Source organism: Psychrobacter sp. Cmf 22.2 (genome assembly GCF_001921745.1).
GTDB lineage: Bacteria > Pseudomonadota > Gammaproteobacteria > Pseudomonadales > Moraxellaceae > Psychrobacter.
In genome coordinates this window covers 146,746-170,136 of sequence record NZ_MRYA01000001.1, presented here as the reverse complement: position 1 = coordinate 170,136, position 23,391 = coordinate 146,746, and the positions used below count along the sequence as shown (strand labels likewise).

Sequence of the window (23,391 nt, the reverse complement as noted above, 5' to 3'; positions counted from 1 at the left end):
CACGCGTTGGTATGAAAAAGCTGGTAGGTGCGCTCAAGATGGAAGGCGCGGTTAAATCCATGTTAAAAGATGTAGAAAATCGCAAGTTTTTAGTGGTGCCAAACATAATAATATTACAATATATGACCAAACAAACTATCCTGTGCTGTACGTCTACACAACTCCCACTTAGAAAAGACAACAACTGATAGCGGATGAATTTTAAATACTTTACTCTTTTAAATCACTAAAACAATCTCTCGCAAATAAAACTTTTAATAAAAATAAGCAAATGCAACTATATATGGGAAAATAATAATGACAACTTTAATAATAAAAAATGCTCAATTAACGGGCTATAAATACCCAGTTAATATCAGTATAAAGGATGCTTATATTACCAGTATAGATGGCGTTAAGAGCGTTTCAACTAATGGTCAGTCTGACACATCTAAGACTATTTATGATGCAAAAGGTAATTTTGTCTGCGCAGGATTTTTTGAGAGCCATATCCACCTTGATAAAGCCTGCATTCTAGATCGCTGTAGCGTACAAGAAGGCACACTTCAGGAGGCAATTGAAGAGACAGGTAAAGCCAAAGAACACTTTACTGAAGCCGATGTGTTTGAGCGCGCCTCAAGGGTCATTGAGATGGCGATTAAAAAAGGCACAGTAGGCCTGCGTACCTTTGTAGAGACTGATGAAAAAACCGAATTACGTAGCTTAAGAGCAATCAAAAGAGCACAAGAAAAATATGCTTTTGCTATTGATATACAGATATGTGCCTTTGCTCAGTCGGGTCTCACAACCAAACCTAAAACGCTTGAATTATTACAGCAGGCGCTCGAACAAGGCGCTGATCTAATAGGCGGTTGCCCGTATAAGGATGACAATCCAGACCAGCATATCGAGATGATATTCGATATCGCTGAGCAGTTTGATGTCGATGTTGACTTTCATCTAGATTTTGATTTAGATCCCGAAGGTTCAAGTATTCCAAAAGTAGTAGAAGAGACCATCAAGCGCAGCTATCAAGGTCGCGTGTCTATCGGTCACGTGACGAAGCTGGCGGCTATGGATAAGATGAAGCGTGGCGAGATGGCAGGATTGCTCAAACAAGCAGACATCACCTTGATTGTACTACCAGCTACTGATATCTATATCAACGGTAGCAATTATGAATGCTTAATACCTAGAGGCACAGTCAATGCGAATCAATTTGCAGCGTTGGGTCTCAATACGGCAATCTCTAGCAATAATATTTTAAACGCCTTTACGCCTTATGGTGACGCCTCGCTCGTTAGAATGGCCAACATGTATGCCAATATCGCGCAGTTATCTACGGATGATGAGTTAGCTGATGCCTTTGATATGATTAGCAAAAATGCGGCCAAATTACTTTCATTACAGACTGAGATAGTCGTTGACGCACCTGCAACGTTAGTTGTGTTAGAAGCTAAAAGTACCGTAGAAGCGATCCGCACCAATGCACAAGCGCTCGCAGGCTTTAAAAATGGCAAGCAGACTTTTTGTAATGAAGCGGCTCATATTTGCTTTGAGTGATTTTGCTTAAATTGACAAAGGTCAAGACAACAAAAGCGCCATCTAATTGAAAGTTAGACGGCGCTTTTTTTAATGCTTTTATAGCCTTAATCTTAATCCAACGTTTGCACACCGCCGCCATTTACAAAGATAGTTTGACCACTCACCCAAGTTGAGATTGGCGATGCAAAATACAGCATTGCTCCAGCGATATCGTCGGCTTCACCTAAACGCTTAATAGGCGTATTTGCTAGCATCTTCTCCTCAATTTCAGGCGTCAACACACTCTCTAGCGCAGCCGTGCGCGTCGCGCCAGGACCAACTGCGTTAATACGTACTTCAGGGCCAAAGTCATGTGCCAAGTTTGCCACCATATGATTGACAGCCGCTTTTGATCCTGCATAACCACTCATATTTGGACTTTTATTAATACTGGACATGGAGGTGGTAAACACAATGGAGCCATAACCTGACTCTTTCATGTATGGTACGCACAATTGACACAGACGCCAGCCACTAAAAACGTTCAATTCAAAATCACGGCGAATATCGTCAACTGATATCTTCGAAGGATTTTCACGACCACCGCCCCCGCCGCCCGCATTATTAATTAATATATTGATAGTGCCGAATTCAGCCACCACCTTTTCTACCATGCTGACTAGATCATCATCTTTTAGTATATTGCATTCGACCGCTAAACCTTTGACCCCTAGCTCTTCAATATCTTTAATAGCAGCTTTAGCGTCTTCTAATTTTAGATCTGCAATAGCGATATTTGCACCAGCTTGTGCCAGACGTAGTGCCGTGGCTTTACCAATACCATTAGCACCACCAGTCACGATGGCAATTTTTCCTGATAAATCAAACAATTCATCAAATGCTTTGTGTTGAAAATTTTGCATACTTGCTTCTTATAATTGTTATTTATATAACTGTTAGGTGGTTATATACAATTTGATTGTCACTCTTGTTTGAATGCCAGTCTTAAGTATGCGCTTATTAACTTGACTTGATGTGACAGATTGACCGTCTTTTGTACTTATTGTATATATAAGCTTTCAAATAATAACTTTTCGTCTCTATAACTGTTTATTCTAAAACCTAGCTTTTATTTGTCTTGCCAATTGGGTCGACGTTTTTCTAAAAAAGCCTGCATCCCTTCTTTTTGATCCTCTAATGCAAAGGTTGCATAAAAATTTTGCTGCTCATACTGCATACCGTTCTTCAAACTGGATTCATTGGCATAATCTACCACCCTTTTGGCCATACTGATCACAGGTTTAGAACGTTTGGCGATGTTGTGTGCCACATAAAGCGCTTCCTCAACCACCTTTTCGTCCTCGACCACACGCGACACCAAACCACTACGCTCAGCTTCTAGAGCCGTCATCGTTTTTCCGCTCAATATGATATCCATAGCTTTGGCTTTCCCTACAGCTCTGATCAGTCGCTGTGTTCCACCTGCTCCAGGGATAATACCAAGCCCTGTTTCGGGCAACCCAAACGTCGCGCCATGACCCGCTACTATAATATCGCATAGCATAGCCAGCTCGCAGCCGCCTCCTAGTGCTAAGCCATTCACTGCAGCTACGATAGGAATACTACGCTGTTCTAGCTTTGACCATATCGAGGTGACGTATTGCTCCTCAGACACTTGAGCATAGCTTTTACCGCTCATCTCACTAATATCACCTCCAGCAGCAAACGCTTTTTTGCTACCGGTCAAAACTAGGCACCGAGCATCATTGTCTTGTAATAAAGATGTCACTTCACTCAGCTGGCACATCAATTCATCGTTTAACGCATTTAAGACTTCAGGTCTATTCAAAGACAGCTGATAAACCTTAAAATCATGTTCTAAGACATTTATTAGCTCATATTTTTTTAGCGTAGTTTTCATGGTATTTGTCGTTGAGTCTGAATCTACTACGGTATCCTTTTTCATGATGGTTTCTCTTATTATTAAACTCGAAGATGGTTTTAGGAAACTAGTTTCCTGTAAATTTGGCATGTCGTTTTTCTTTAAAAGCAGCAATACCTTCAGTTTTGTCAGTAGTAGACGCTAAAATAGAGAAGGTCTGGCGCTCAAAACTCATGGCTGACTCAAGTCCCATTTCTACCGAATTATTCAATGATTGCTTGGCTTGACTGATGGCAAATGGTGCATTTCTTGCTATTTTTGTCGCTATTGATACTGCCGCTTCTAACACCTCTTCGTCACACAAATCCGTAATTACGCCCCATTTTTCCATAGTGGAGGCTGGCATAATTTCGCCTGAATATATCATTCTAGCGGCGCGGTTTTTACCAATGAGTCTTGGTAAAATCTGCGTACCACCAGCGCCTGGCATCAACCCCAATTTTACTTCAGGTAAACCAAACTTTGCGTCTTTATGCGCTATAGCAAAATCACAAGATAGCAGCAGCTCCATACCACCGCCAAGACAATAGCCTTCAACTGCTGCAATAATAGGAATCGGGCATTGTCTGATGCGTCGCCATGCGCTTACTCTTGCATCCAATAAAGCCTGCTTTGGACTCAAAGTTGCAATCTCGTCAATATCTGCACCAGCCGCAAAATTTCCTTCCAGTCCATATATTACGATGACTCTAGCCACCTCTGAATTTACAAGAGACTCTATAGTATCTGCTAAGTGCACAACCAGCTCAGTGTTAAGAGCGTTTTTACGCTCAGGACGATTGATTCCTAGTTGGAAAATACCATTATCGAGCTTATCGACTTGCAAAAATGACTTGTGTTCCATAAGTTCCTTCTTTTTTATCATGCGATTAGAGGTTGTTGACGATTTGAGCATGTCACGGCTATCGTTAAATCTTTCAAACCTAATAGCTATCTTACACCCTACTAGTATTAGGCATGTTGGCGTAAGTCCATGACACGCTTAGCCTTTCCTTCTGAACGCGGTAACACACCGATAGGTTCGATAATAACTTCTACGCTCGCACCAATGGTTGATTTAACATTGTAGATAAGCTCTTTTTTTAACCGCGAGCTGGATTGATTTTCATCCACAGGCTCTACACGAATACGCAGCTGATCCATAGCGCCCACACGATAGCGTTCTATTAAATAGTTTGAAGAAAGACCTGGCACTTTCATTATTTGCTCTTCTAGTAACGAAGGATAAATATTTACACCACGCAAAATAATCATATCATCGTTACGGGCGGTTATCTTTTCGATACGCCGCATTGAGCGCACATCACCTGGTAGAATACGGGTAATATCACCAGTACGATAACGCAAAACAGGCATTGCCTCTTTCATAAGGGTAGTGATAACCAGCTCGCCTTGTTCTCCATCAGGCAATACTTCGCCAGTCTCTGGATCGATAATTTCAGGATAAAATAAATCCTCCCAAAAAGTGAGTCCACCTTTACTAGCGACTGCTTCTTGAGCAACGCCTGGTCCGACCACTTCAGAGAGTCCATAAATATCTAAAGCATCCATATTAAAGCGCTCTTCAATATGCCTGCGCATCTCATTTGTCCATGGCTCTGCGCCAAAGATACCCACTCGCAAACTGGTTTTGCGCGGGTCTTGACCCATTTTTTCCATGGCTTCAGCGATATTGACCATATAAGACGGCGTGACCATCATCGCCTCTGGTCTTAGCTCCTCGATAATCTGAATCTGACGATTGGTCATACCGCCTGAGATAGGAATAACCATAGCGCCCAGACGCTCAGCACCGTAATGCGCGCCCATCCCGCCAGTAAATAGACCATAGCCATAAGCGACTTGTACTGTATCATCTGAGGTCACACCAGCAATAGCGAGCGAGCGAGCGACTGCTTCTGCCCACATCTCGATATCATTACGAGTATAAGCGACAATCGTAGGTTTACCTGTCGTACCTGATGAGCCATGTAACCTAACGACTTCGCGGCGCTCAGCACACAGCAGATTTAACGGATAGTTATCCCTAAAGTCGTTTTTTACCATGAATGGTATTTTACTGATATCCTCTAATGACTTAATATCATCAGGATGCACATCAGCACTTGCCAAACGATTTTTCCAAAAAGTATTATTTTCAAAAGCATGTTTGACCGTATGCTTGAGACGTTTTAGCTGTAAGGCCGATATCTCGTCACGAGAGGCAACTTCAATACGATTGTAAAACTCTAAACTCATCTTAAATTCCTTTTTAAAATAGATAATAAAACTGGGTGTAATCCAATGACGCCATTAAAAATGGCTTGCCCCTTTTAAAGACCTGCTAAAGCCTTGAAACTCAGCGACCAAATGACCATTTGCACCGCAAGTAATTTCTATACGATAAGAGCCTGATCGTCCATGAACGCCTGACTCATAAGCATAGGCATACAGCTCATCGCCAATTTTAGCTGGTTGCCAATAAGCAATAGTACACATGTGACCAACTGCTATTTGATTGTGAGCATTACAAATATGTGCAAAAGTGGTATCAGCTAAACTGAATATAGCGCCGCCATGACAGCTGCCGTGACCATTTGCGTGAAAGGGTTGAACCAACATCTTACAAACAGAATAACCTGTTTTAGCCTCTACAATCTCAATGCCCAAATGCTGTGAGTAATGGTCATTAGCGAGCATTTTATTAGCGATACTTAGTGCTTGTTCGTCTGCCGTTTGCTGGGATACGACACTGTCATTTGTCTGAGTTGAATTTGCATCTGACGTTAATGAGCGATTAAAGCTAGGCAATCGTACCGAGTTATTGGCTGTATCTGTTAGCGTGTTGTTTGCTTCATTGTGAGCCATCGCTATGCTCCTTGTTTGCCTGTATTGCAAGAATACGCGGGACAACATAACTGCCACTACCATACATACGGCGCAGAGCGCTCAGGGTATTGATAACGATATCGACACCTATAAAATCAAGCCATTCAAAAGCGCCTAAGGGATAATTGACACCGCCTTTAAGCGCACTATCGATACCCTCAGGTGTCGCTATGCCTTGGGTAACACAAATAGAAGCTTCATTAATAATCATACTAAGGACGCGTAGGTTTATTAATCCAGGACAGTCTGCCACTTCGATCCAATCGATCTTACCTAAAGACTGAGGCAGATTGCCTGCCATCAGCGCAGCAGCTTTAGGGCCTGCAGCTGTAGCGACTACTCCTGATTGCTTATCAGGATGCTTAATATCTACTAATATCACTGGTATTTGTAGTGATGCCTCCCAATCAGCAGCTAGCCTGCCATCTGAAGCATACAGATGTATATGGTTATCTAATATCCCTATCAAAGACTCTGTCAATGGCGCTTCTTTTATGAGTGATGAGTCATCATTGCCTTTAGTCTCTTTATTACCTTTAGCCTCTTTATTGTCTAATTGCTCAGCTACCCAAGGATGATGACCATACGCTAAAAATCCTACTGCCCCTTCACTACTTTGTGATGAGATGACCTTGTTGCCCTTGTCGTTGTTTTGGTTAGCACTGGTTTCACTATAATCATAAAAACCCTTGCCACTCTTGCGACCAAGAAAACCTGCTTCGACTAACCCACCTTGCACATAGCTTGGGCGCAGGTGCGCAGGATAGAACAAGCTATCAAATAAAGAGCAGCTAACGGCATAATTAATATCTTGTCCGATAAAATCTGTCAGCTCACAAGGTCCCATCTTAAATCCTGCGCTACGGATACTCGCATCAAGATGAGCAGGCGTCGTTATTTGTTCCTCAAGTAAGCGAAAGCTTTCGACATAGAAAGGACGAGCAACGCGATTGACTATAAAACCTGGCGTATTTTTACAACGTACTGGCGATTTACCCCAACTTTCCATCAGCTTAATACTGGTTTGGGTCGTATTATCTTCAGTTTGAAGGGCTTCAATAACCTCGACTAAAGGCATGATACCGGGTGGATTAAAAAAGTGTAATCCAATAAAACGTTGCGGATTTTTTAAAGATGAGGCAATGGCTGTCACAGATAGTGAGGAGGTATTGGTTGCCAAAATAGTTTCAGAACTAACAATAGACTCAAGCTCGCTAAACACTTGTTGCTTGACATCTAAGCGCTCTACAATGGCTTCAATGACTAGTTTTGCGTCTATCAACTCATTGTTATTTTCACTAAGAGCAAGCGCATCAAGCCAGCTGTCTTTTTGCTGTTGAGTGATTTTTTGTTTTTTGACGAATTTAGTAAATAAATCATCGAGTGATGATTGGGCAGATTGTAGTTGTTCGCTTGATTGGTCGACCAGTATTACGTTGTGACCAGCTTGTAGTGCAAGCTGCACTATTCCTTGGCCCATCGTACCGGCACCAATGACACCAACAACGAAATTTTCGTTATTCATACAACTTCCTTGTATGTCATAAAGTTAACGTTTATACACGCTAGTGGTTATATAAGATAAAATAAGGTAAAAACGTACCTATTGAGGAAATAGAGCCCACTGCTGATAGTCAGTAGACTCTATTTTATTTTGAATAAAACTTAAACTTGGCTTACCTGTTATCCTAAGGTCTTATAAGGAGATGCAAATAAAAGACTGTGTGTACTATCCATATACTCACAACGTTACCCTCAAAAAACCAAAGGCAAACCCAATTTATAATTTACCGATGATTAGTTGGTTTGTTCACGTACTGTCACCCAACCAAAGCGAGGAGCCACAAATCCTAAATCGGTTAAGCAAGTATTGGCAGCAGGATTTAGTCCTGAACCATGAAAATCTGAATAAGCACTAGACTGATTGACATAGACGCCCCCAGTCAAATTGACTGACAACGGTGAGCCTGCATCAGCAATATCGTCCATAGCCTCACGTTTGAATTTCTCTGCAGTACTATATAACGCTGTAGTCATCGCACCATGCTGCTCAATGCTATCACAGACCAATTCAAGCGCATTTTGTGCATCATCTGTTGCAATCACATAGGCTATTGGCCCAAACTGCTCTTGATACATCTCAGCATCGTCTTTACTCACTTTGATCAGTTGCGGTTTGGCAGTTTTGGCATCTGGAAAGCCTTCATAATTTGCAGATTGCATGCCTAATACAAATGTTTTATCACCATCAGCGCTGTCTTTTACTCGTTTCGCTACATCGTCGCTATTCAATGCGCCTAATAGAGCAAAAGCACGTTTATCATCACCTAATAGTTTTTCGACAGCAGTCGCTATACCATCAGCTACCTCATCAAAACTCTTATGACCATCATTGGTTTCGATACCGTCTTTTGGAATATAAATATTTTGCGGAGCTGTACACATTTGACCTGAATACAGTGATAATGAAAAAGCAATGTTACTGGTCATGGCTCTAAAGTTATCGGTTGACTCAATAAGAATATTATTAAGACCCGCTTGCTCTAAATAAAGTTGTACGCCATCGGTATTCTTTTTAAGCCAATCGCCAAAGGAGTTACCACCGGTAAAGTCGATCATTTTAATCCGCTTATCTTGGACGATATCTTGCGTATAAGTATGATCATTGTTTGAAATCGCTATTTGCACGACATCAGGATCGACATTACTTTCTTGCAGAACTTCACGCATGATATCTACCGTAATAGCCAAAGGTAGAATCGCTTTATCAGACGGCTTGACGATGACACTGTTACCAGTCGATAAGCTGGCAAAGAGTCCAGGATAACCGTTCCAGGTAGGGAAAGTAGCACAGCCGATCATCACGCCAATACCTTTGCCGCGTGTCTTAAACGTCTTATCCATTTTGACCGATATTAAGTTACCTTCTTTATCTTTACCGGTTACTTTGTCCCATTTGACGGTTTTTGCCGTTGCTTCTATTGCATTGGCCGCATAAGCAATCGTCTCAAGACCACGTTCTAACGCATGGGCACTACCTGCTTGAAACGACATCATATAGGGCTGGCCTGTCGTATGCATAATGCTGTGTACCATCAAAAACGACTGTTTTGACAATCTATCAAGCATCTCCATACAGATACCAAAACGTGTATCATTATCAAGCTTGCGCCATTCTTTTTGTGCTTGTTGTGAGCGCTTTAGCAGGGTGTCTTTTTCAAGTTTTGGATATTGCATACCCATGTCAATACCATAAGGAGAGGTTGCATCGCACTGAACATACTCGGCATCTTTCATCGGTACTTTAAATTCGTATTTGCCGCCCAATAACGCATTAAAATCGTCTTCGCCTTTTTGTTTAGCTCCCTCTCCGTAATGCTTTTCACTTGGCATTTCTGGATAGGCAGACCAAGCTTCTCGAGTATGGATAACTTCTCTAGCTTTCGATAATGTCTCTTTATGTTTTTCGTAAAAGTCTGTCATTTATTGCTCCTTATGAGTATTAGAATATTCCTATTTAACAGTCCAATCTTTTTACTTTTTACATCCATTCTTTATTACTGATATATCTTATTAAGTTGAAAAACCATACTACATTATGATTTGGTATGCAATAGAGTGCACAGTAGTACACAAAAATAGCGCTATGAATTCTTCAAAATATTTCCTTTTATAACAAATAGTTAAAATGATAGAAAAATGAAGAACTCATTCGCTTTTTGCCGATTCTTACTATTTTATACTTCTCTGCTTGTTAATGTTAACAATTTTCACTACCATTGATAGTTATTGGACAAAAGCATTTGACCTTATTTTTGTAAAAATCAATGGATTGATAATTGTATGAATTCTAGTACCACTCCCTCAGACACGGTTTTAATGACTCATGAAAATGGTGTCGCAACGATTACCTTAAACCGTCCCAAACAACTCAATTCTTTCAACGAAGACATGCACGTTGCATTGGCTGCTGCACTTGATGAAGTAGTGGCAAACGAACAGATACGAGCAGTCATTTTTACTGGTGCTGGTAAAGGTTTTTGTGCTGGCCAAGACCTAGGCAATCGAGACCCTCGCAAGCAAAAGTATGATTTGGGTCAAACTATCATTGACTTCTACAATCCATTAATGAAGCGCTTAACAAACCTAGGTAAGCCGACTATAGCTGTTGTCAATGGCGTCGCAGCAGGCGCTGGGGTAGGTATTGCTTTGGCTTGCGATATTGTTTTGTGTGCCGATAAAGCAAAGTTTGCTATGGCTTTTGGCAAAATTGGCTTAGTCCCAGACTCAGGTCTGACGTGGGCATTGGTGCAATTGATTGGGCTTGCACATGCAAAAGCGCTGGTATTAACCAATGCCACGCTTAGTGCAGAGCAAGCTTTAGAATATGGCTTAGTTTGGAGAGTCTATGAAGCAGATAGGCTGATGGATGAAGCGACAAAACTTGCGACAAGCTTGGCTCATGGACCAGCTCTTGGTACAGAACTCACGATAAAAGCATTGAATCAAGCAACTTCTAATTCACTAGAAGAGCAGCTCGAACTTGAAGCAAAATATCAGCGTGAAGCAGGTTATAGCGATGACTATAAAGAAGGGGTCACCGCTTTTTTAGAGAAGCGCCCTGCTGTCTTTTATAAAGACAAGCAGTAAATGCCAGTTTTAAAAGTTTAAAACCATACATTCTAATCTCTACACTCAATCTTATACCCTTACTGGAAGTATTCATCGATGATTCATGCAAATGCAGAAACTATGTCAACGTATGGCCATATTATAAGAAAGCAAATTGATGATGTCTTTCCGGCTTGGGTACTCAATAACTTCTCTGTAGATATTATTGAACTCACTGCAGGTGAGGCTCACTATGAGCTGGCTTATAATCCTGATTTATATAGGAAGGTGCCTGCTCCCAATGTAGCTGAGATTTTATCCGGTCAAGCCGTAATGGCTTTAGCAGACTCCTTATTGGTATTCCCAGTATTGGCTCAAGTTGGTCAGACCAAAGAGATGGTTACCTTAAACTCAAACACAGAGTTTTTGCGGCCGATAAAAGCTGGAAAAGTTTCTATCAAAGCCAAGGTTATCAAAGCAGGCAGTAAGGTAGTTAGGGGTCAAGTAGAAGTGTTCGACACTGACAATAAATTATGTGCGCTAACAATAATATGCTATATTTTTATATAATGATATATTATGATGCAACATAAACCTTTGAATATAATACATATTTTAGTGATACGCTATCAAGACAAGTGCTTTGTATTGAAAGGAATACGAATAACAAGGAGTAAGTCATGAGAAATACTGATAAGAAGTTTGAAGATAAAATCGCACGTGATGTCAAAATTGAGCCTAGAGACTGGATGCCAGAAGCCTACCGCGAAAGTTTGATTCGTCAAATATCGCAGCATGCTCATTCAGAGATCGTTGGGATGTTACCAGAAGCAAATTGGCTGACTCGCGCCCCATCTTTACGCCGTAAATCTATTCTTATGGCGAAGATTCAGGATGAGGCAGGTCACGGTCTATACTTATATTGTGCGGCAGAAACTTTGGGTGCAGAAAGACAGGCGACCATCGACGCTATGCTTGAAGGAAAGATGAAGTACTCTTCTATCTTTAACTACCCTACAAGAAGTTGGGCGGACATGGGTATGATTGGCTGGTTAGTAGATGGTGCTGCTATTGTTAACCAAGTTGCTCTACAACGTACTTCATACGGTCCCTACGCCCGCGCTATGGTGCGTATCTGTAAAGAAGAGTCCTTCCATCAACGTCAAGGCTATGAGCTGCTAACTGAGCTTGTAAAAGATGGCACTGCTGAGCAAAAAGCCATGGTGCAAGATTCTATTAATCGTTTTTGGTGGCCCGCCTTAATGATGTTTGGTCCACATGATAAGGATTCAACTAATAGCGATCAGTCTTTAGCTTGGAAGATTAAGCGTTTTGGTAACGATGAGCTACGCCAAAAGTTTATCGATATCACAGTTCCACAAGCGGAATACTTAGGTCTAACGATTCCTGATCCTGACTTAAAATGGAATGAAGAGACAGGTCATTATGATCACGGCCCTATAGATTGGCAGGAGTTCAAACAAGTCGTTAGTGGCTATGGCCTGTGTAACAAAGACCGCATGAATGTCCGTCGTCAAGCACAAGAAGATGGTAAATGGGTCGTTGATGCAGGACTTGCTTATGAAGCTAAACAAAAAGTGAAGAAAGCTGCCTAAAAGACCTGTTCTATATTTCAAACATTAATGTGTAGAGTAGCGATGGCTGCATGCTGTCGCTAATCACTATTTTTTAGTATTAATCATTATCTTCTATCTATAGCATGTTTTTATAATTCTGCTTTTTATTTTATATATTCAGTTAGATTATCAGATAAATTCGATACTTACTTAGTGATAAATAAAGGCTAATTAGTAATAAACGAATGCTAGTAACAAACGAACGCTAAAGGAGTTAGCAATGAGCAAACCTCAATTATACGAAGTATTTATTAGAGCCAAAGCTGGTTTATCTCATCAACATGTTGGTTCACTACACGCAACTGATGACGAGATCGCATTACAGAATGCTCGAGATTTATATACTCGTCGTAATGAAGGTACTTCTATCTGGGTAGTCAAATCTAATAATATCACGTCGTTAGACTATGATGATCAAGATGTTTATTTAGAGCCCTCTATTGATAAAATTTATCGTCATCCAACTTTCTATGAAATTCCTGACGAAGTTGGCCACATGTAATTGACGTTATTTATTAATGGATCTTGTTATGAACACTATTACCATAAACCGTGAAGAAACTATTTTTGACTATGCCCTGCGCTTAGGAGATACCGCTTTAGTATTGGCACAGCGCCACTGCGAATGGGTAGGTCACGCCCCTACTATTGAAGAAGAGCTGGCACTTGCTAATATTGGTTTGGACACTTTAGGACAAGCGATGGCTTGGCTAGAGGTCGCTGCAGATAACGACGCACAAAAAAGAGATACTGATACATTGGCGTATTTTCGCAATGAGCGTGAATACACTAACTATCTACTTGCTGAGTTAGAAAAAGGCGATTTTGCAGTCACGACCCTTAGAGGCTTTTTTGTAAGTACTTACCTCAAATATCTATATCAAGACATGCAAGATAGTAGCGTTGATACCTTTAAAGCCATTGCTATCAAATCTTCCAAAGAAGTTCAGTATCATTATATTCATCAGCGTGCATGGTTGGTACGTCTTGGTAATGGTACTGACGAGAGTCACCAAAGATTGCAAGCAGCTTTAGATGATCTTTGGGCATATACAAATGAGCTTTTTGAAGAAGATGAGACCATCAAGTCAGCACAAGAGTTAGGCATTATAAAGTCTATGGCGACTATAAAACAGCAATGGCGTAAAGATGTTCTCGCCCTTATTAGTGAGGCCAGTCTTACTATGCCACAAGACAAATATCATCATAGTGGTGGCACAAAGGGTCTGCATACCGAAACGCTTGGCCTATTATTGGCTGAAATGCAATCTTTACGTCGGGAGTTCCCTGACGCTAAATGGTAGATACTGATATGACTAAAATTCAGCTAACACCGATGCTAGATATCGATGAGATAACAGAAATTTTGGCTAATGTACCTGATCCTGAAGTGCCTGTATTAACATTAAACGACTTAGGTATTATCAGAGATATCAGTGTTGATAAACAAGCTGGATCGATTACTGTAACCCTTACCCCCACCTACATTGGCTGTCCTGCTACTTCTGCTATCAGAAAGATGGTGAGTGATGCACTGCTCGATGCAGGTTATCCTAAACCGATTTTAAAAGAGCAGCTGGTTCCAGCTTGGTCAACAGATTGGATCACGCCTGAAGGGATTGTAAAGCTTGAAGATTACGGTATCGCGCCGCCAGGATCGGATGATGATAACGAACCCAAACGTTGTCCGCACTGTGGCAGTGACAGTTACCAAGTCGTCAGTCATTTTGGTTCTACTGCCTGTAAATCATTGTATAAATGTCTTGAATGTAAAGAACCATTTGAATACTTTAAATGCCATTAATGCTGTAATAAAAATTAATAACACACTTTATAGACAAATTTTAAAGGAATAATTATGTCTGTCTATCACTCCTTAAAAGTAGTCGAAGTACTTCCTGAAACTGATGAAGCAGTGACACTAAAGTTTGATATTCCAACAGATCTATCAAACCACTTCAAAGCTCTTCCTGGACAACACCTAAAACTTAAAACTCATATCGCTGATGAAGAAGTCGAGCGCTTCTACTCTATTTGTCAGATGGGCGACGACTATCTACGGGTTGGCATCAAAAATGTACCTGAAGGTGTTTTTTCTCAGCATATCTCTAGTACTATAAAAGCTGGTGATACTATCGACGTCATGGCACCTCAAGGAGATTTTTGTTTACCTCTTGAGGACACAGAGTCCATGAAGCAGGCAACGCAATATCTTTTTGTGGCAGCTGGTAGTGGTGTAACGCCTATTTTAGCAATGGTAACGTACTTGCTAGAAAATACAGATAATACTCATATAGATTTTGTCTACATCAATGCTAAACGACAAACAGTGATGTTCTTTGATCAGCTTGAAGCCTTAAAAAACAGATACATGGGTAGATTGTCTATTATCCATGTTTTGACACGAGAACCTAGAGATTTGGATATCTTGTCTGCCCGTCCTGAAGGCGAACGGTTCGAACAACTGCTATCTGCTTTTATTAATACAGATACATTAGACCACACTTATTTATGCGGGCCACTGCCTATTATTGAAGGCTTTAGAGAAGCGTTAATCGATAAAGGTATTGATAAAAAGAACATTCATCTTGAGCTATTTGGTACTCCCACTAGTCAGACGGTTCGTCGTCCTGTCGTACATAGCGATGCTGACAAACAGATTACCATCATTTCGGGCGGTCGTAAGCAAGTCATTGGTTTGGCTGAGGGTCAGAGCGTTCTTGATGCAGCGATTGATGCAGGTGCAAGTGTGCCTTTTGCTTGTAAAGGCGGTGTCTGCGCAACTTGTAAAGCAAAAATGGTTGAGGGCGAAGCTACTATGGCTATCAACTATGGCCTAGAAGATTATGAGGTAGATTTAGGATATGTATTGACCTGTCAAGCCCATGTACAGACTGATACAGCGATAGTAGATTTTGATGTCTAACAATCATTTTCATACCTTCTTAACTCTGCATCGTTTTTCGATGAGTAATTAAACCAAGATTAAACTGAGTATTTTTTATGAGAGATGTATATATAGTAGATTATTGCCGTACCGCTTTTGGTCGATATGGTGGCAGCTTATCTTCCATTCGTCCAGACGATTTGGCGGCTACTGTGCTCAAACATATCCGTGAAAACAATAACTTTGACCCAAAACTGATTGACGATTGCTTATTTGGATGTGCCAATCAAGCGGGCGAAGATAACCGAAATGTGGCAAGAATGTCGTTGTTATTAGCAGGATATCCTGTCGAAGTTCCAGGGACTACTCTTAATCGTCTATGTGGCTCAGGTGTTGATTGCATTGGTTTGGCAGCGAGAAGCATTAAGTCAGGCGAGACTGATATTATGCTAGCAGGTGGCGTCGAATCTATGTCACGTGCTCCTTTTGTCATGGCCAAACCTACTAAAGCATTCGATCGCAATGCTGAGGTTTATGATACGACTATCGGCTGGCGTTTCACTAATAAAACGCTTGAAGCGCAGTATGGTAGCGATTCCATGCCACAAACCGCAGAAAACGTGGCTCAAGAATTCAACATCTCTCGTGAAGCACAAGATGAATTTGCCTATCATTCACAAATGAAAGCAGCCAAATCTACTGAGCGCTTGGCGAAAGAGATTGTGCCCGTCACTTATATGGATCGTAAAAAAGGTCAAATCACGGTTGATACCGATGAGCATCCTCGTGCTGATACAACCTTAGAAAAACTGTCATCATTAAAACCGATATTTAAAGGCGGTACTGTAACTGCAGGTAATGCCTCTGGCGTAAATGATGGTGCAGCCGCTTTACTTCTTGCTTCTGAAGATGCTTGTAAGCAGCATAACCTTACCCCCAAAGTTCGAGTAATTGGAACAGCAGCACGTGGCGTAGAACCTCGTATTATGGGGATTGGTCCTATAGCAGCGGTTGAAGTATTATTCAAACGCACAGGTCTTAAAATGTCTGACTTTGATGTCATTGAGCTTAATGAAGCGTTTGCCAGTCAAAGTTTGGCAATATTAAATCATTTTGGTATCGAGCCAACTGACACTCGTCTTAATCCAAATGGTGGTGCTATAGCTTTAGGTCACCCTTTAGGGGCTTCAGGGGCACGCATCGCAGGTAGTGCAGTAACAGATATTGCAGGCAAACCAGGTCGTAAAGCTTTGATCACTATGTGCATAGGTGTTGGCCAAGGTATTGCTATGGCCATTGAGGCAGTTTAGCTACTAGTTGTAATTCTAAAATATAAGAGCTATGCAAGCATGGCTCTTTTATCTTAATACGTAAATATTTGCAAAGCTCTTTAATGTCTACTTCACGGACTAAAGTGAGTGCTTTGCTGTAAATTGTGTAGTATATTGTTAACAATTCTTATTTTTGGTTTATCTACAAGGAAGTGATAAATATGTCAATCAAAGTCAAACTTAGTGCTATGTCTTTAACTATGGCACTAGCATTAGGACTATCAGGCTGCTCAAATCAAGCGGATAGTACTGCTGACGGTTCTGCAACTTCAGCGCAAGAAACAACCACTTTGCGATTTTCACATTTTTGGCCAGCAACTTCGGCCATGCAAACTGACGTTTTTGAACCGTGGGCTGAAAAGCTTGAGACAGAATCAGATGGTCGTTTAAAAGTTGAGATCTACCCCTCAGCAACGCTAAGTAAACCTGATGCTACTTACGATGCGACTGCAAAAGGCACGATAGACATCGGCTCTCAAGCGCACGGCTATACTGCCGGACGCTTCCCTCTAACGACGATCACTGAACTTCCAGGGCTGTCCAATTCAGCCTCTCAAATGAGTTGTATATTACAAACTCTCTATGACGATGGTACGCTTGCTGGCGAATATGAAGACACACATCTGTTATTCATGATGGGCGCAGGTCCAGGAGCATTGCATACAGTAGATAAATTAATCCGTACACCAGATGATATGAAAGGTATGCGCATTCGCAGACCGTCAGCAGTCGCCGGTGACATCATTGAGGCAACTGGTGCATCACCTGTTGGCTTACCTGCTACTGATATCTACACTTCGTTGCAACGTGGCGTTATTGATGGTTTGAGCTTTGCTTGGAGTCCTACTGGTGACTTTAGATTGACAGAGCTGACCAATGCGCATACTAACATTCCATTTTATAGCTCAGCCTTACTGGTCACTATGAACAAAGACAAGTATCAAAGCTTACCAGATGATCTCAAAAAAATTATTGATGACAATTCAGGTAAAGTAATGGCAGACATTGCAGGTGAGATGTTTGATAGAGAAGATGCTAAGTTTATAGAAGAAGCTCGTGCTAAAGGCGATCAATTCATCGAAATTCCAGACCCACTTAACGACCCAGCATGGAAAGAGCCACTTGAAGCTGGTACTCAAAAGTATTTAGATGATGTCAATGCGCTAGGTTTAGATGCCGATGGCGTCTATGAAAAAGCCAAAGCCGCTAGTGCCGCTTGTAAAGTTTAGTTTATAAGGCTGCGTTGAGATGTTGTCATGTTTGATGTTACTTGTGACTTCGCGCTTTCTTTGAAAGCTTAAAAACCACATATACGATGGGTATCTTTATGATGCCCATTTATGCTTAATACAAAAGTATGATCCATAAAAAAAGCCTCACTATAAAGTGAGGCTTTAGTACTCTTAAAGAGCCATATTTGGAGCGGGATAAGAGATTCGAACTCTCGACCCCAACCTTGGCAAGGTTATGCTCTACCACTGAGCTAATCCCGCTAAATATCAAATCGCAGTGTTATTGATAACGACTACGTCTCGATAGGCTGGCTATTTTAGCAAATATTCTGGGACTGTCAATGCCTTTTTTCAACTTTATTGTTAGTATCGCTAGATTTGGTCTTAATTCAAACTAAGTATCAACATAAACTATTAATTTAGTAAGCAATATTATTTATTTATAATGCAGGACAATAAAACAATATTTCTATCTCACATAATCATTTTACTTACAAGGATACGTTGTTTTGTTACTTTTCCTACCTTTGTTTTTTATCATTAACATTATTATACTTATGTTTAACAAAAGTTCGGGTAAAATTTTATTAGGTATGTAGATTGGCAAGCGATAAGAAAATTTAAATAACAGCTTATCTGTCTATCCACTATGTTGTCTTTGTTCAACTTTTTTACTATTTATAATGAGGATATTTATCATGAGAAAAATGCTTACTACTACGGTGATGGCAGCTTCGTTATCGGCACTTACTCTGACAGGTTGTACTAGCACAACCAATAGCGGTGCAGTTGGCGTTGATCGTCAACAGTTATTATTGGTTTCTAGTGAACAGGTACAGCAATTATCAGCCCAAAGTTATAATAAGAATTTGCAAGAAGCTCGCAAGCGTGGTCTGCTTGACACTAATCAGGCACAACTTAATCGTCTCAAGAAAATCTCTAACCGTTTGATTGGACAAGTTGGTACATATCGTCCAGATGCCGCTAAATGGCAATGGGAAGTACATACCATTAAATCAGATCAATTGAATGCTTTCGTTATGCCGGGCGGTAAAATTATGTTTTATTCAGGCATCATCGATCGCCTAAACCTGACGGATGATGAAATTGCTGCGATTATGGGTCATGAGATGTCTCACGCTCTTCGTGAACATTCTCGCGAACGCCTCTCACGTGAGTACGCAACTCAAACTGGCATCGGTGTCGCAGCGAGCATTTTTGGTCTATCGCAAGGTCAGGCACAATTAGCAAATGTCGCAGGTGACCTAGGTTTGAGTCGTCCGCACAGCCGTACTCAAGAAGCAGAAGCCGATCAAATTGGCCTTGAGCTAATGGCACGCGCAGGCTACAATCCGCAAGCATCGATTACCTTATGGCAAAAAATGCAACGCGCCAGCCAAGGCGAGCCACCGCAGTTTTTGAGCACTCACCCAACCAGCAGCAACCGTATTGCCCAGCTACAATCATTAATGCCTAAAGTCATGCCGCTGTACCAACAATCACGCCGTTAATTTAATCACGCCAGTTTAGATTGGCTATAAAGCAGAGTACAGACTATAGTTTGTATTCTGCTTTTTTACTGCTGTCGGTAAAAGCGTAACGTCTATTGAATGACAAAGTATCATTAGTAGTGTCTGCTATAATAGCAGTAATAAATCGCCAAAAGACGCTAATACATAATAGACGCTAACACGACATAAAAAAGGACTGCTATGAGTACCACACCTACCGCTGATGCGCTACATGCTGAGCTACAATCATTACAACCGCAGTATATTGAGCTGATCAATGAATCAATGAACCATGCAGGCTACTTTGATGGCAAAGAAAGCCACTTTAAACTTACCATCGTAAGCGATGCTTTTGAGAGTAAGCGTTTGGTTGCTCGTCATCAACTGATTTATGGTCTAGTCGCGCCCCTACTCACTTCTCAAGGCGGCTCGGTACATGCATTGGCTATTCATGCCTATACGCCAACAGAATGGCAAGGTCAAAGCCCAGATAGCCCGTTGTGTGCTGGTCAAAACACCTAAACCATCTGATTCATATTAATGGTGTAGTGTGAAACTGATACCATATTACATAACGAACAAAGTGACCGTTAAATGTGCTTGCACGCTTTATTGACGTGATGCCTGCATCGCTGCATGATTAGATTACTTTAAAGGGATAATACTCAATGAAACATTTACATATGCTGATGGCTGTCCTGACCATTGGACTGTTTTTATATCAAAGCTATCTGGTGTTGAGTGCTAATAGCCGTGCACCAAAGGCGGTGAAGATAGCCACGCATATCATCTATGCTCTTGTCATCGGCTCAGGTGCCATTATGCTGATGCAGCTAATAAGCGCAAACGCTCCAGTACAGTGGGTATTTGCCAAAGTCATTTTGCTAGTCGCCGCCATTAGTGCCAGCGTAAAAGCCTTTCATAACCACGCCACGCCTGGCCAAAGAAAGACAGGGATTTTGATCTCTGCGATTGCCTATACAGGCATCGTAATACTTGCTTTTGCCAAGCCTGCAAACTTATTTTGATATGTGTCTCACTTATAATGAGAGATTACGAGGCATAGGTTGATATAAGCTATACAAAATTTATAGCCGACGCCTTATGTTTATTTTGTAGTAGAACGACTATGTTTAAGCAGATTGAATATTTAATAGATATTATATTTTTCAATATCTTAATTTGTGGTTTTTTGCTATCTTAAATACAATCACTTAGCCTGATGGAGCTATTATGAAAACTTTCTCTGCCGCGACACTACTGGCCACAGCTGGCGTTTTTGCTCTTGCAGGCTGCGCCTCGACTGGCAATATCACCCCGCAATACGTGCCACCAAGCACGTACCAAAACTATGACTGTCAAGCGCTCAGCCAGGAGTACAACCGCGTAAACCGTTATGTCGAATCAGCTCGCAGTCAACAGTCATCATTGTCCACTTCTGGCGTAGGAGTCGGCGTCTCTGCTGGACGCTGGGGCATCTCACCTAACATCAGCTTCGGGGTGGGTAAAAGCAACAATACTAAAGCTCGCGATGTTAAATTGTCACGGCTCTACGGCGAACGTGATGCGATAGTCCAATCTGCTCGTATCCAGCGCTGTAGCTTCGTCAATGGCATAAAAATTTATGGTGAATAAATAAGCCATTACAATATCGATAACATATTATCGTTTATCGCTATAGAATAAAAAAGCTAAGAGCCAATACGCCATCGACGTATTGGCTTTCTTTATTTATACCATGAATCTAGCCCATCGGTTACGTTTGCAGGCTTTGTACCCACTGGACGATTTGCTGATTTGGCAGCGCGCCTGACTGCCGCGCGATCTCTTTGCCGCCTCTAAACGCTACCATCGTCGGCAAGCTGCGAATATTATAAGGCGCGGCGGCTTGCTCGTATTTGTCCGTTTGGACTTTGGCAAAGACCACTTGCGGCAGCTGACTGGCAGCGGCTTTAAACTGCGGTGCCATCATAATGCAAGGCTGACACCAGCTCGCCCAAAAATCCACAATGGTCAATACGTCGTTTTTTTGAATGACTTTACTAACCGTTTGACTGTTTAGCTCATGAGGACTAGCAGTCAATAATGGCTGGCTACATTTTCCGCAGTTTGGTGCATCATTCAGCTTGGCGGCTGGTACGCGATTGGTCGCTTGGCAGTGCGGACAGACCAGATGAGAGTATTGTTCAGTCATTGTCAGACTCCTTTTTTAGCTATTATCTTTTATTGTTATTGAGGGGCTGTTTGCTTATTTAATATAGCATAACTTTATATTTACCATATTCACCGATTATCCTAAGGCGTTGAGCGGCACTTTTAGATAACGCACGCCATTGTCTTCCGGTTTTGGGAATTTTCCGGCATCGATATTCAGCTGTACCGATGGGATAATCAGGCGTGGCATTGCAAGCGTGGCATCACGGCGCTCGCGCATCTGCACAAACTCTGCCTCATTAATACCGTCTTTGACATGGATATTGCCCATCTTTTGCGCGGCGACCGTGGTGGTTGGGCAGTGCTTACGCCCTTGACTCGGATAATCATGACACAGATACATGATGGTATCATCAGGCAGAGCCAGTAGCTTTTGGATAGACTGATACAGCATTTTGGCATCGCCACCTGGGAAATCGCAGCGCGCTGTACCCACATCAGGGGCAAACAACGTATCTCCAACAAATACCACGGTTTTTTCTGCATCGGCCGCGACATACGCCATATCTGCACGCGTATGACCTGGCACATACATCGCTGTGATGGTAATGTCACCAAGCGCCAATCTTTCACCATCGTCCGTCAGAATATCAAACTGACTGGCATCGGTACGAAAACTCATGTCGAAGTTAAAAATTTGCTTAAATATCTTTTGTACTTCAGTGATATGTTGACCGATGACCAACTGACCGCCAAGCATTTCTTTGACATGAATGGCTGCTGATATATGATCGGCGTGGGCGTGCGTTTCGATAACATAGACCAGCTCCCAGCCTTGCTCTCGGACAAATGCAATGACCTCATCGATGCTGCTGGTGGCGGTATGGCCAGATTTGGCATCAAAATCCAGTACAGGATCTATGATGGCACAAAGCTTTTGTTGCACATCAGCCAGTACGTGTGTATAAGTCTCAGTGTCGCTATGTAAGAAAGAATGAACTTGCATGGCAGCCTCGCTATAAGAATGTTTTAATCTCTAAATAATTTTTAAGTATAATATTCAGTCGTATATAATGTTTAACATATTATCAACCTATCTATGACTAATAATATAACAATTACCCTATAGTTTATCAATTTATATAATGTAAATAACGATAACTTGCTATAATTTGCGATATCATTGATAATTAACCATATATTGTTAGATAATAATGCAACATCTAACGCTATCTTATATAAGGAGCTCACTCTGACTACCTCTATTTCAGCATTGGGTACAACTACTCACGACACCAGCGATGATGCATCATCTGATGCAGCAGACTTTGCCCCTATCGACCTTGCCAAACAAATGCAACAAGCATCCATGCAAGCCAGCCAATTGTTAAAATCACTCTCTCACCCTGATCGCTTACTGCTATTGTGTCAGCTGACTCAAGGTGAATACTGCGTTGGTGAGCTTGAGGGCTTGGTCGGTGTTGGACAGCCAAGTTTGTCACAGCAGCTAGGTATATTGCGTAAAGACAATTTGGTCGCTACCCGCCGTGAAGGCAAGCAAATCTACTACAGTATCGTAAGCGAAGATGCTTTAGCGGTACTAGAACTACTGTATCAACGTTTTTGTGCCAAGCCAGAGCTATAATATAGTGCTGCATTCCAACACTTTAACTTAGTATAAAGATGCTATTCATTGTGATAACACCTTTTATTGT

At 41.5% G+C, this 23,391-nt stretch carries 24 protein-coding genes and 1 tRNA gene; 15 read left to right on the top strand and 10 right to left on the bottom strand.

Going from position 1 to position 23,391, the window contains the following annotated elements:
• The first annotated feature begins 297 nt into the window (after positions 1–297).
• On the top strand, positions 298–1,542 hold the full coding sequence (locus tag BTV98_RS00710; RefSeq protein WP_075102724.1) for an amidohydrolase family protein: 1,245 nt from the start codon (positions 298–300) through the stop codon (positions 1,540–1,542).
• Positions 1,543–1,634: 92 nt separating this feature from the next.
• On the opposite strand, the gene BTV98_RS00705 is transcribed toward BTV98_RS00710, so the two are convergent.
• The 7 genes from BTV98_RS00705 to paaN form a co-directional block, all read right to left on the bottom strand.
• Positions 1,635–2,426, bottom strand: coding sequence for a glucose 1-dehydrogenase (locus tag BTV98_RS00705; protein ID WP_075102723.1), 792 nt, complete (start codon positions 2,424–2,426; stop codon positions 1,635–1,637).
• A gap of 206 nt (positions 2,427–2,632) precedes the next feature.
• Positions 2,633–3,469: an enoyl-CoA hydratase-related protein gene (locus BTV98_RS00700; RefSeq protein ID WP_256713805.1), complete on the bottom strand. Its 837-nt coding sequence runs from the start codon at positions 3,467–3,469 to the stop codon at positions 2,633–2,635.
• Between the two features lie 43 nt (positions 3,470–3,512).
• Complete coding sequence (locus BTV98_RS00695) at positions 3,513–4,289, bottom strand: enoyl-CoA hydratase/isomerase family protein (protein ID WP_058368977.1); 777 nt, start codon at positions 4,287–4,289, stop codon at positions 3,513–3,515.
• A 107-nt stretch (positions 4,290–4,396) separates the two neighbouring features.
• Positions 4,397–5,683 (bottom strand): phenylacetate--CoA ligase family protein, encoded by a 1,287-nt coding sequence (locus BTV98_RS00690; RefSeq protein WP_058368976.1) that lies wholly within the window; start codon positions 5,681–5,683, stop codon positions 4,397–4,399.
• A 54-nt stretch (positions 5,684–5,737) separates the two neighbouring features.
• Positions 5,738–6,292 carry a hotdog fold thioesterase gene (locus BTV98_RS00685; protein ID WP_058368975.1) on the bottom strand — a complete coding sequence of 185 codons (555 nt, stop codon included), beginning with the start codon at positions 6,290–6,292 and terminating at the stop codon, positions 5,738–5,740.
• Positions 6,279–7,838, bottom strand: coding sequence for a 3-hydroxyacyl-CoA dehydrogenase NAD-binding domain-containing protein (locus tag BTV98_RS00680; protein ID WP_075102722.1), 1,560 nt, complete (start codon positions 7,836–7,838; stop codon positions 6,279–6,281). Before BTV98_RS00680 ends, BTV98_RS00685 begins: the two co-directional genes overlap by 14 nt.
• A 272-nt stretch (positions 7,839–8,110) precedes the next feature.
• On the bottom strand, positions 8,111–9,796 hold the full coding sequence (gene paaN / locus BTV98_RS00675) for a phenylacetic acid degradation protein PaaN (protein WP_058368973.1): 1,686 nt from the start codon (positions 9,794–9,796) through the stop codon (positions 8,111–8,113).
• 360 nt (positions 9,797–10,156) lie between these two features.
• On the opposite strand from paaN, the gene BTV98_RS00670 reads away from it, so the two are divergent.
• From BTV98_RS00670 to BTV98_RS00630, 9 genes are all read left to right on the top strand, one after another.
• Positions 10,157–10,963, top strand: a complete 807-nt coding sequence (locus tag BTV98_RS00670; RefSeq protein ID WP_058368972.1) for an enoyl-CoA hydratase-related protein — start codon at positions 10,157–10,159, stop codon at positions 10,961–10,963.
• Positions 10,964–11,041: 78 nt separating this feature from the next.
• A complete protein-coding gene (locus BTV98_RS00665) occupies positions 11,042–11,494 on the top strand; it encodes a PaaI family thioesterase (RefSeq protein ID WP_058368971.1) in 453 nt (150 codons plus the stop codon).
• Positions 11,495–11,604: 110 nt separating this feature from the next.
• Positions 11,605–12,540 carry a 1,2-phenylacetyl-CoA epoxidase subunit PaaA gene (paaA, locus tag BTV98_RS00660; RefSeq protein WP_075102721.1) on the top strand — a complete coding sequence of 312 codons (936 nt, stop codon included), beginning with the start codon at positions 11,605–11,607 and terminating at the stop codon, positions 12,538–12,540.
• A 241-nt stretch (positions 12,541–12,781) separates the two neighbouring features.
• Positions 12,782–13,063 carry a 1,2-phenylacetyl-CoA epoxidase subunit PaaB gene (gene paaB / locus BTV98_RS00655; RefSeq protein ID WP_058368969.1) on the top strand — a complete coding sequence of 94 codons (282 nt, stop codon included), beginning with the start codon at positions 12,782–12,784 and terminating at the stop codon, positions 13,061–13,063.
• A 28-nt stretch (positions 13,064–13,091) separates the two neighbouring features.
• Entirely contained in the window at positions 13,092–13,865 is a 774-nt protein-coding gene (gene paaC, locus BTV98_RS00650) for a 1,2-phenylacetyl-CoA epoxidase subunit PaaC (RefSeq protein WP_178379337.1), read from the top strand.
• An 8-nt stretch (positions 13,866–13,873) separates the two neighbouring features.
• Positions 13,874–14,365 carry a 1,2-phenylacetyl-CoA epoxidase subunit PaaD gene (gene paaD, locus BTV98_RS00645; RefSeq protein WP_082638029.1) on the top strand — a complete coding sequence of 164 codons (492 nt, stop codon included), beginning with the start codon at positions 13,874–13,876 and terminating at the stop codon, positions 14,363–14,365.
• 54 nt (positions 14,366–14,419) lie between these two features.
• On the top strand, positions 14,420–15,487 hold the full coding sequence (locus BTV98_RS00640; protein ID WP_058368967.1) for a 2Fe-2S iron-sulfur cluster-binding protein: 1,068 nt from the start codon (positions 14,420–14,422) through the stop codon (positions 15,485–15,487).
• 77 nt (positions 15,488–15,564) lie between these two features.
• A complete protein-coding gene (locus BTV98_RS00635; RefSeq protein WP_058368966.1) occupies positions 15,565–16,758 on the top strand; it encodes a 3-oxoadipyl-CoA thiolase in 1,194 nt (397 codons plus the stop codon).
• Between the two features lie 182 nt (positions 16,759–16,940).
• The gene (locus BTV98_RS00630; RefSeq protein ID WP_058368965.1) at positions 16,941–18,008 is read left to right on the top strand and encodes a TRAP transporter substrate-binding protein; all 1,068 of its coding nucleotides are present in this window, start codon (positions 16,941–16,943) and stop codon (positions 18,006–18,008) included.
• A 189-nt stretch (positions 18,009–18,197) separates the two neighbouring features.
• On the opposite strand, the gene BTV98_RS00625 is transcribed toward BTV98_RS00630, so the two are convergent.
• Positions 18,198–18,272 (bottom strand) — tRNA-Gly (locus tag BTV98_RS00625).
• A 437-nt stretch (positions 18,273–18,709) separates the two neighbouring features.
• On the opposite strand from BTV98_RS00625, the gene BTV98_RS00620 reads away from it, so the two are divergent.
• The 4 genes from BTV98_RS00620 (at position 18,710) to BTV98_RS00605 (ending at position 21,157) form a co-directional block, all read left to right on the top strand.
• Positions 18,710–19,522 (top strand): M48 family metallopeptidase, encoded by an 813-nt coding sequence (locus BTV98_RS00620; protein WP_058367885.1) that lies wholly within the window; start codon positions 18,710–18,712, stop codon positions 19,520–19,522.
• Between the two features lie 201 nt (positions 19,523–19,723).
• Positions 19,724–20,044, top strand: coding sequence for a BolA family transcriptional regulator (locus BTV98_RS00615; protein WP_058367886.1), 321 nt, complete (start codon positions 19,724–19,726; stop codon positions 20,042–20,044).
• Between the two features lie 146 nt (positions 20,045–20,190).
• The gene (locus BTV98_RS00610; protein WP_075102720.1) at positions 20,191–20,550 is read left to right on the top strand and encodes a SirB2 family protein; all 360 of its coding nucleotides are present in this window, start codon (positions 20,191–20,193) and stop codon (positions 20,548–20,550) included.
• Positions 20,551–20,755: 205 nt separating this feature from the next.
• On the top strand, positions 20,756–21,157 hold the full coding sequence (locus BTV98_RS00605; protein ID WP_075102719.1) for a hypothetical protein: 402 nt from the start codon (positions 20,756–20,758) through the stop codon (positions 21,155–21,157).
• A gap of 121 nt (positions 21,158–21,278) precedes the next feature.
• Here the strand turns inward: BTV98_RS00605 and trxC are convergent, their stop codons facing one another.
• On the bottom strand, positions 21,279–21,716 hold the full coding sequence (trxC, locus tag BTV98_RS00600; RefSeq protein ID WP_058369450.1) for a thioredoxin TrxC: 438 nt from the start codon (positions 21,714–21,716) through the stop codon (positions 21,279–21,281).
• A 96-nt stretch (positions 21,717–21,812) separates the two neighbouring features.
• Positions 21,813–22,682 carry an MBL fold metallo-hydrolase gene (locus BTV98_RS00595; protein WP_058369451.1) on the bottom strand — a complete coding sequence of 290 codons (870 nt, stop codon included), beginning with the start codon at positions 22,680–22,682 and terminating at the stop codon, positions 21,813–21,815.
• Positions 22,683–23,030: 348 nt separating this feature from the next.
• Between BTV98_RS00595 and BTV98_RS00590 the strand changes: the two genes are divergently transcribed.
• On the top strand, positions 23,031–23,321 hold the full coding sequence (locus tag BTV98_RS00590; protein ID WP_058369456.1) for a helix-turn-helix transcriptional regulator: 291 nt from the start codon (positions 23,031–23,033) through the stop codon (positions 23,319–23,321).
• Positions 23,322–23,391: the final 70 nt, after the last annotated feature.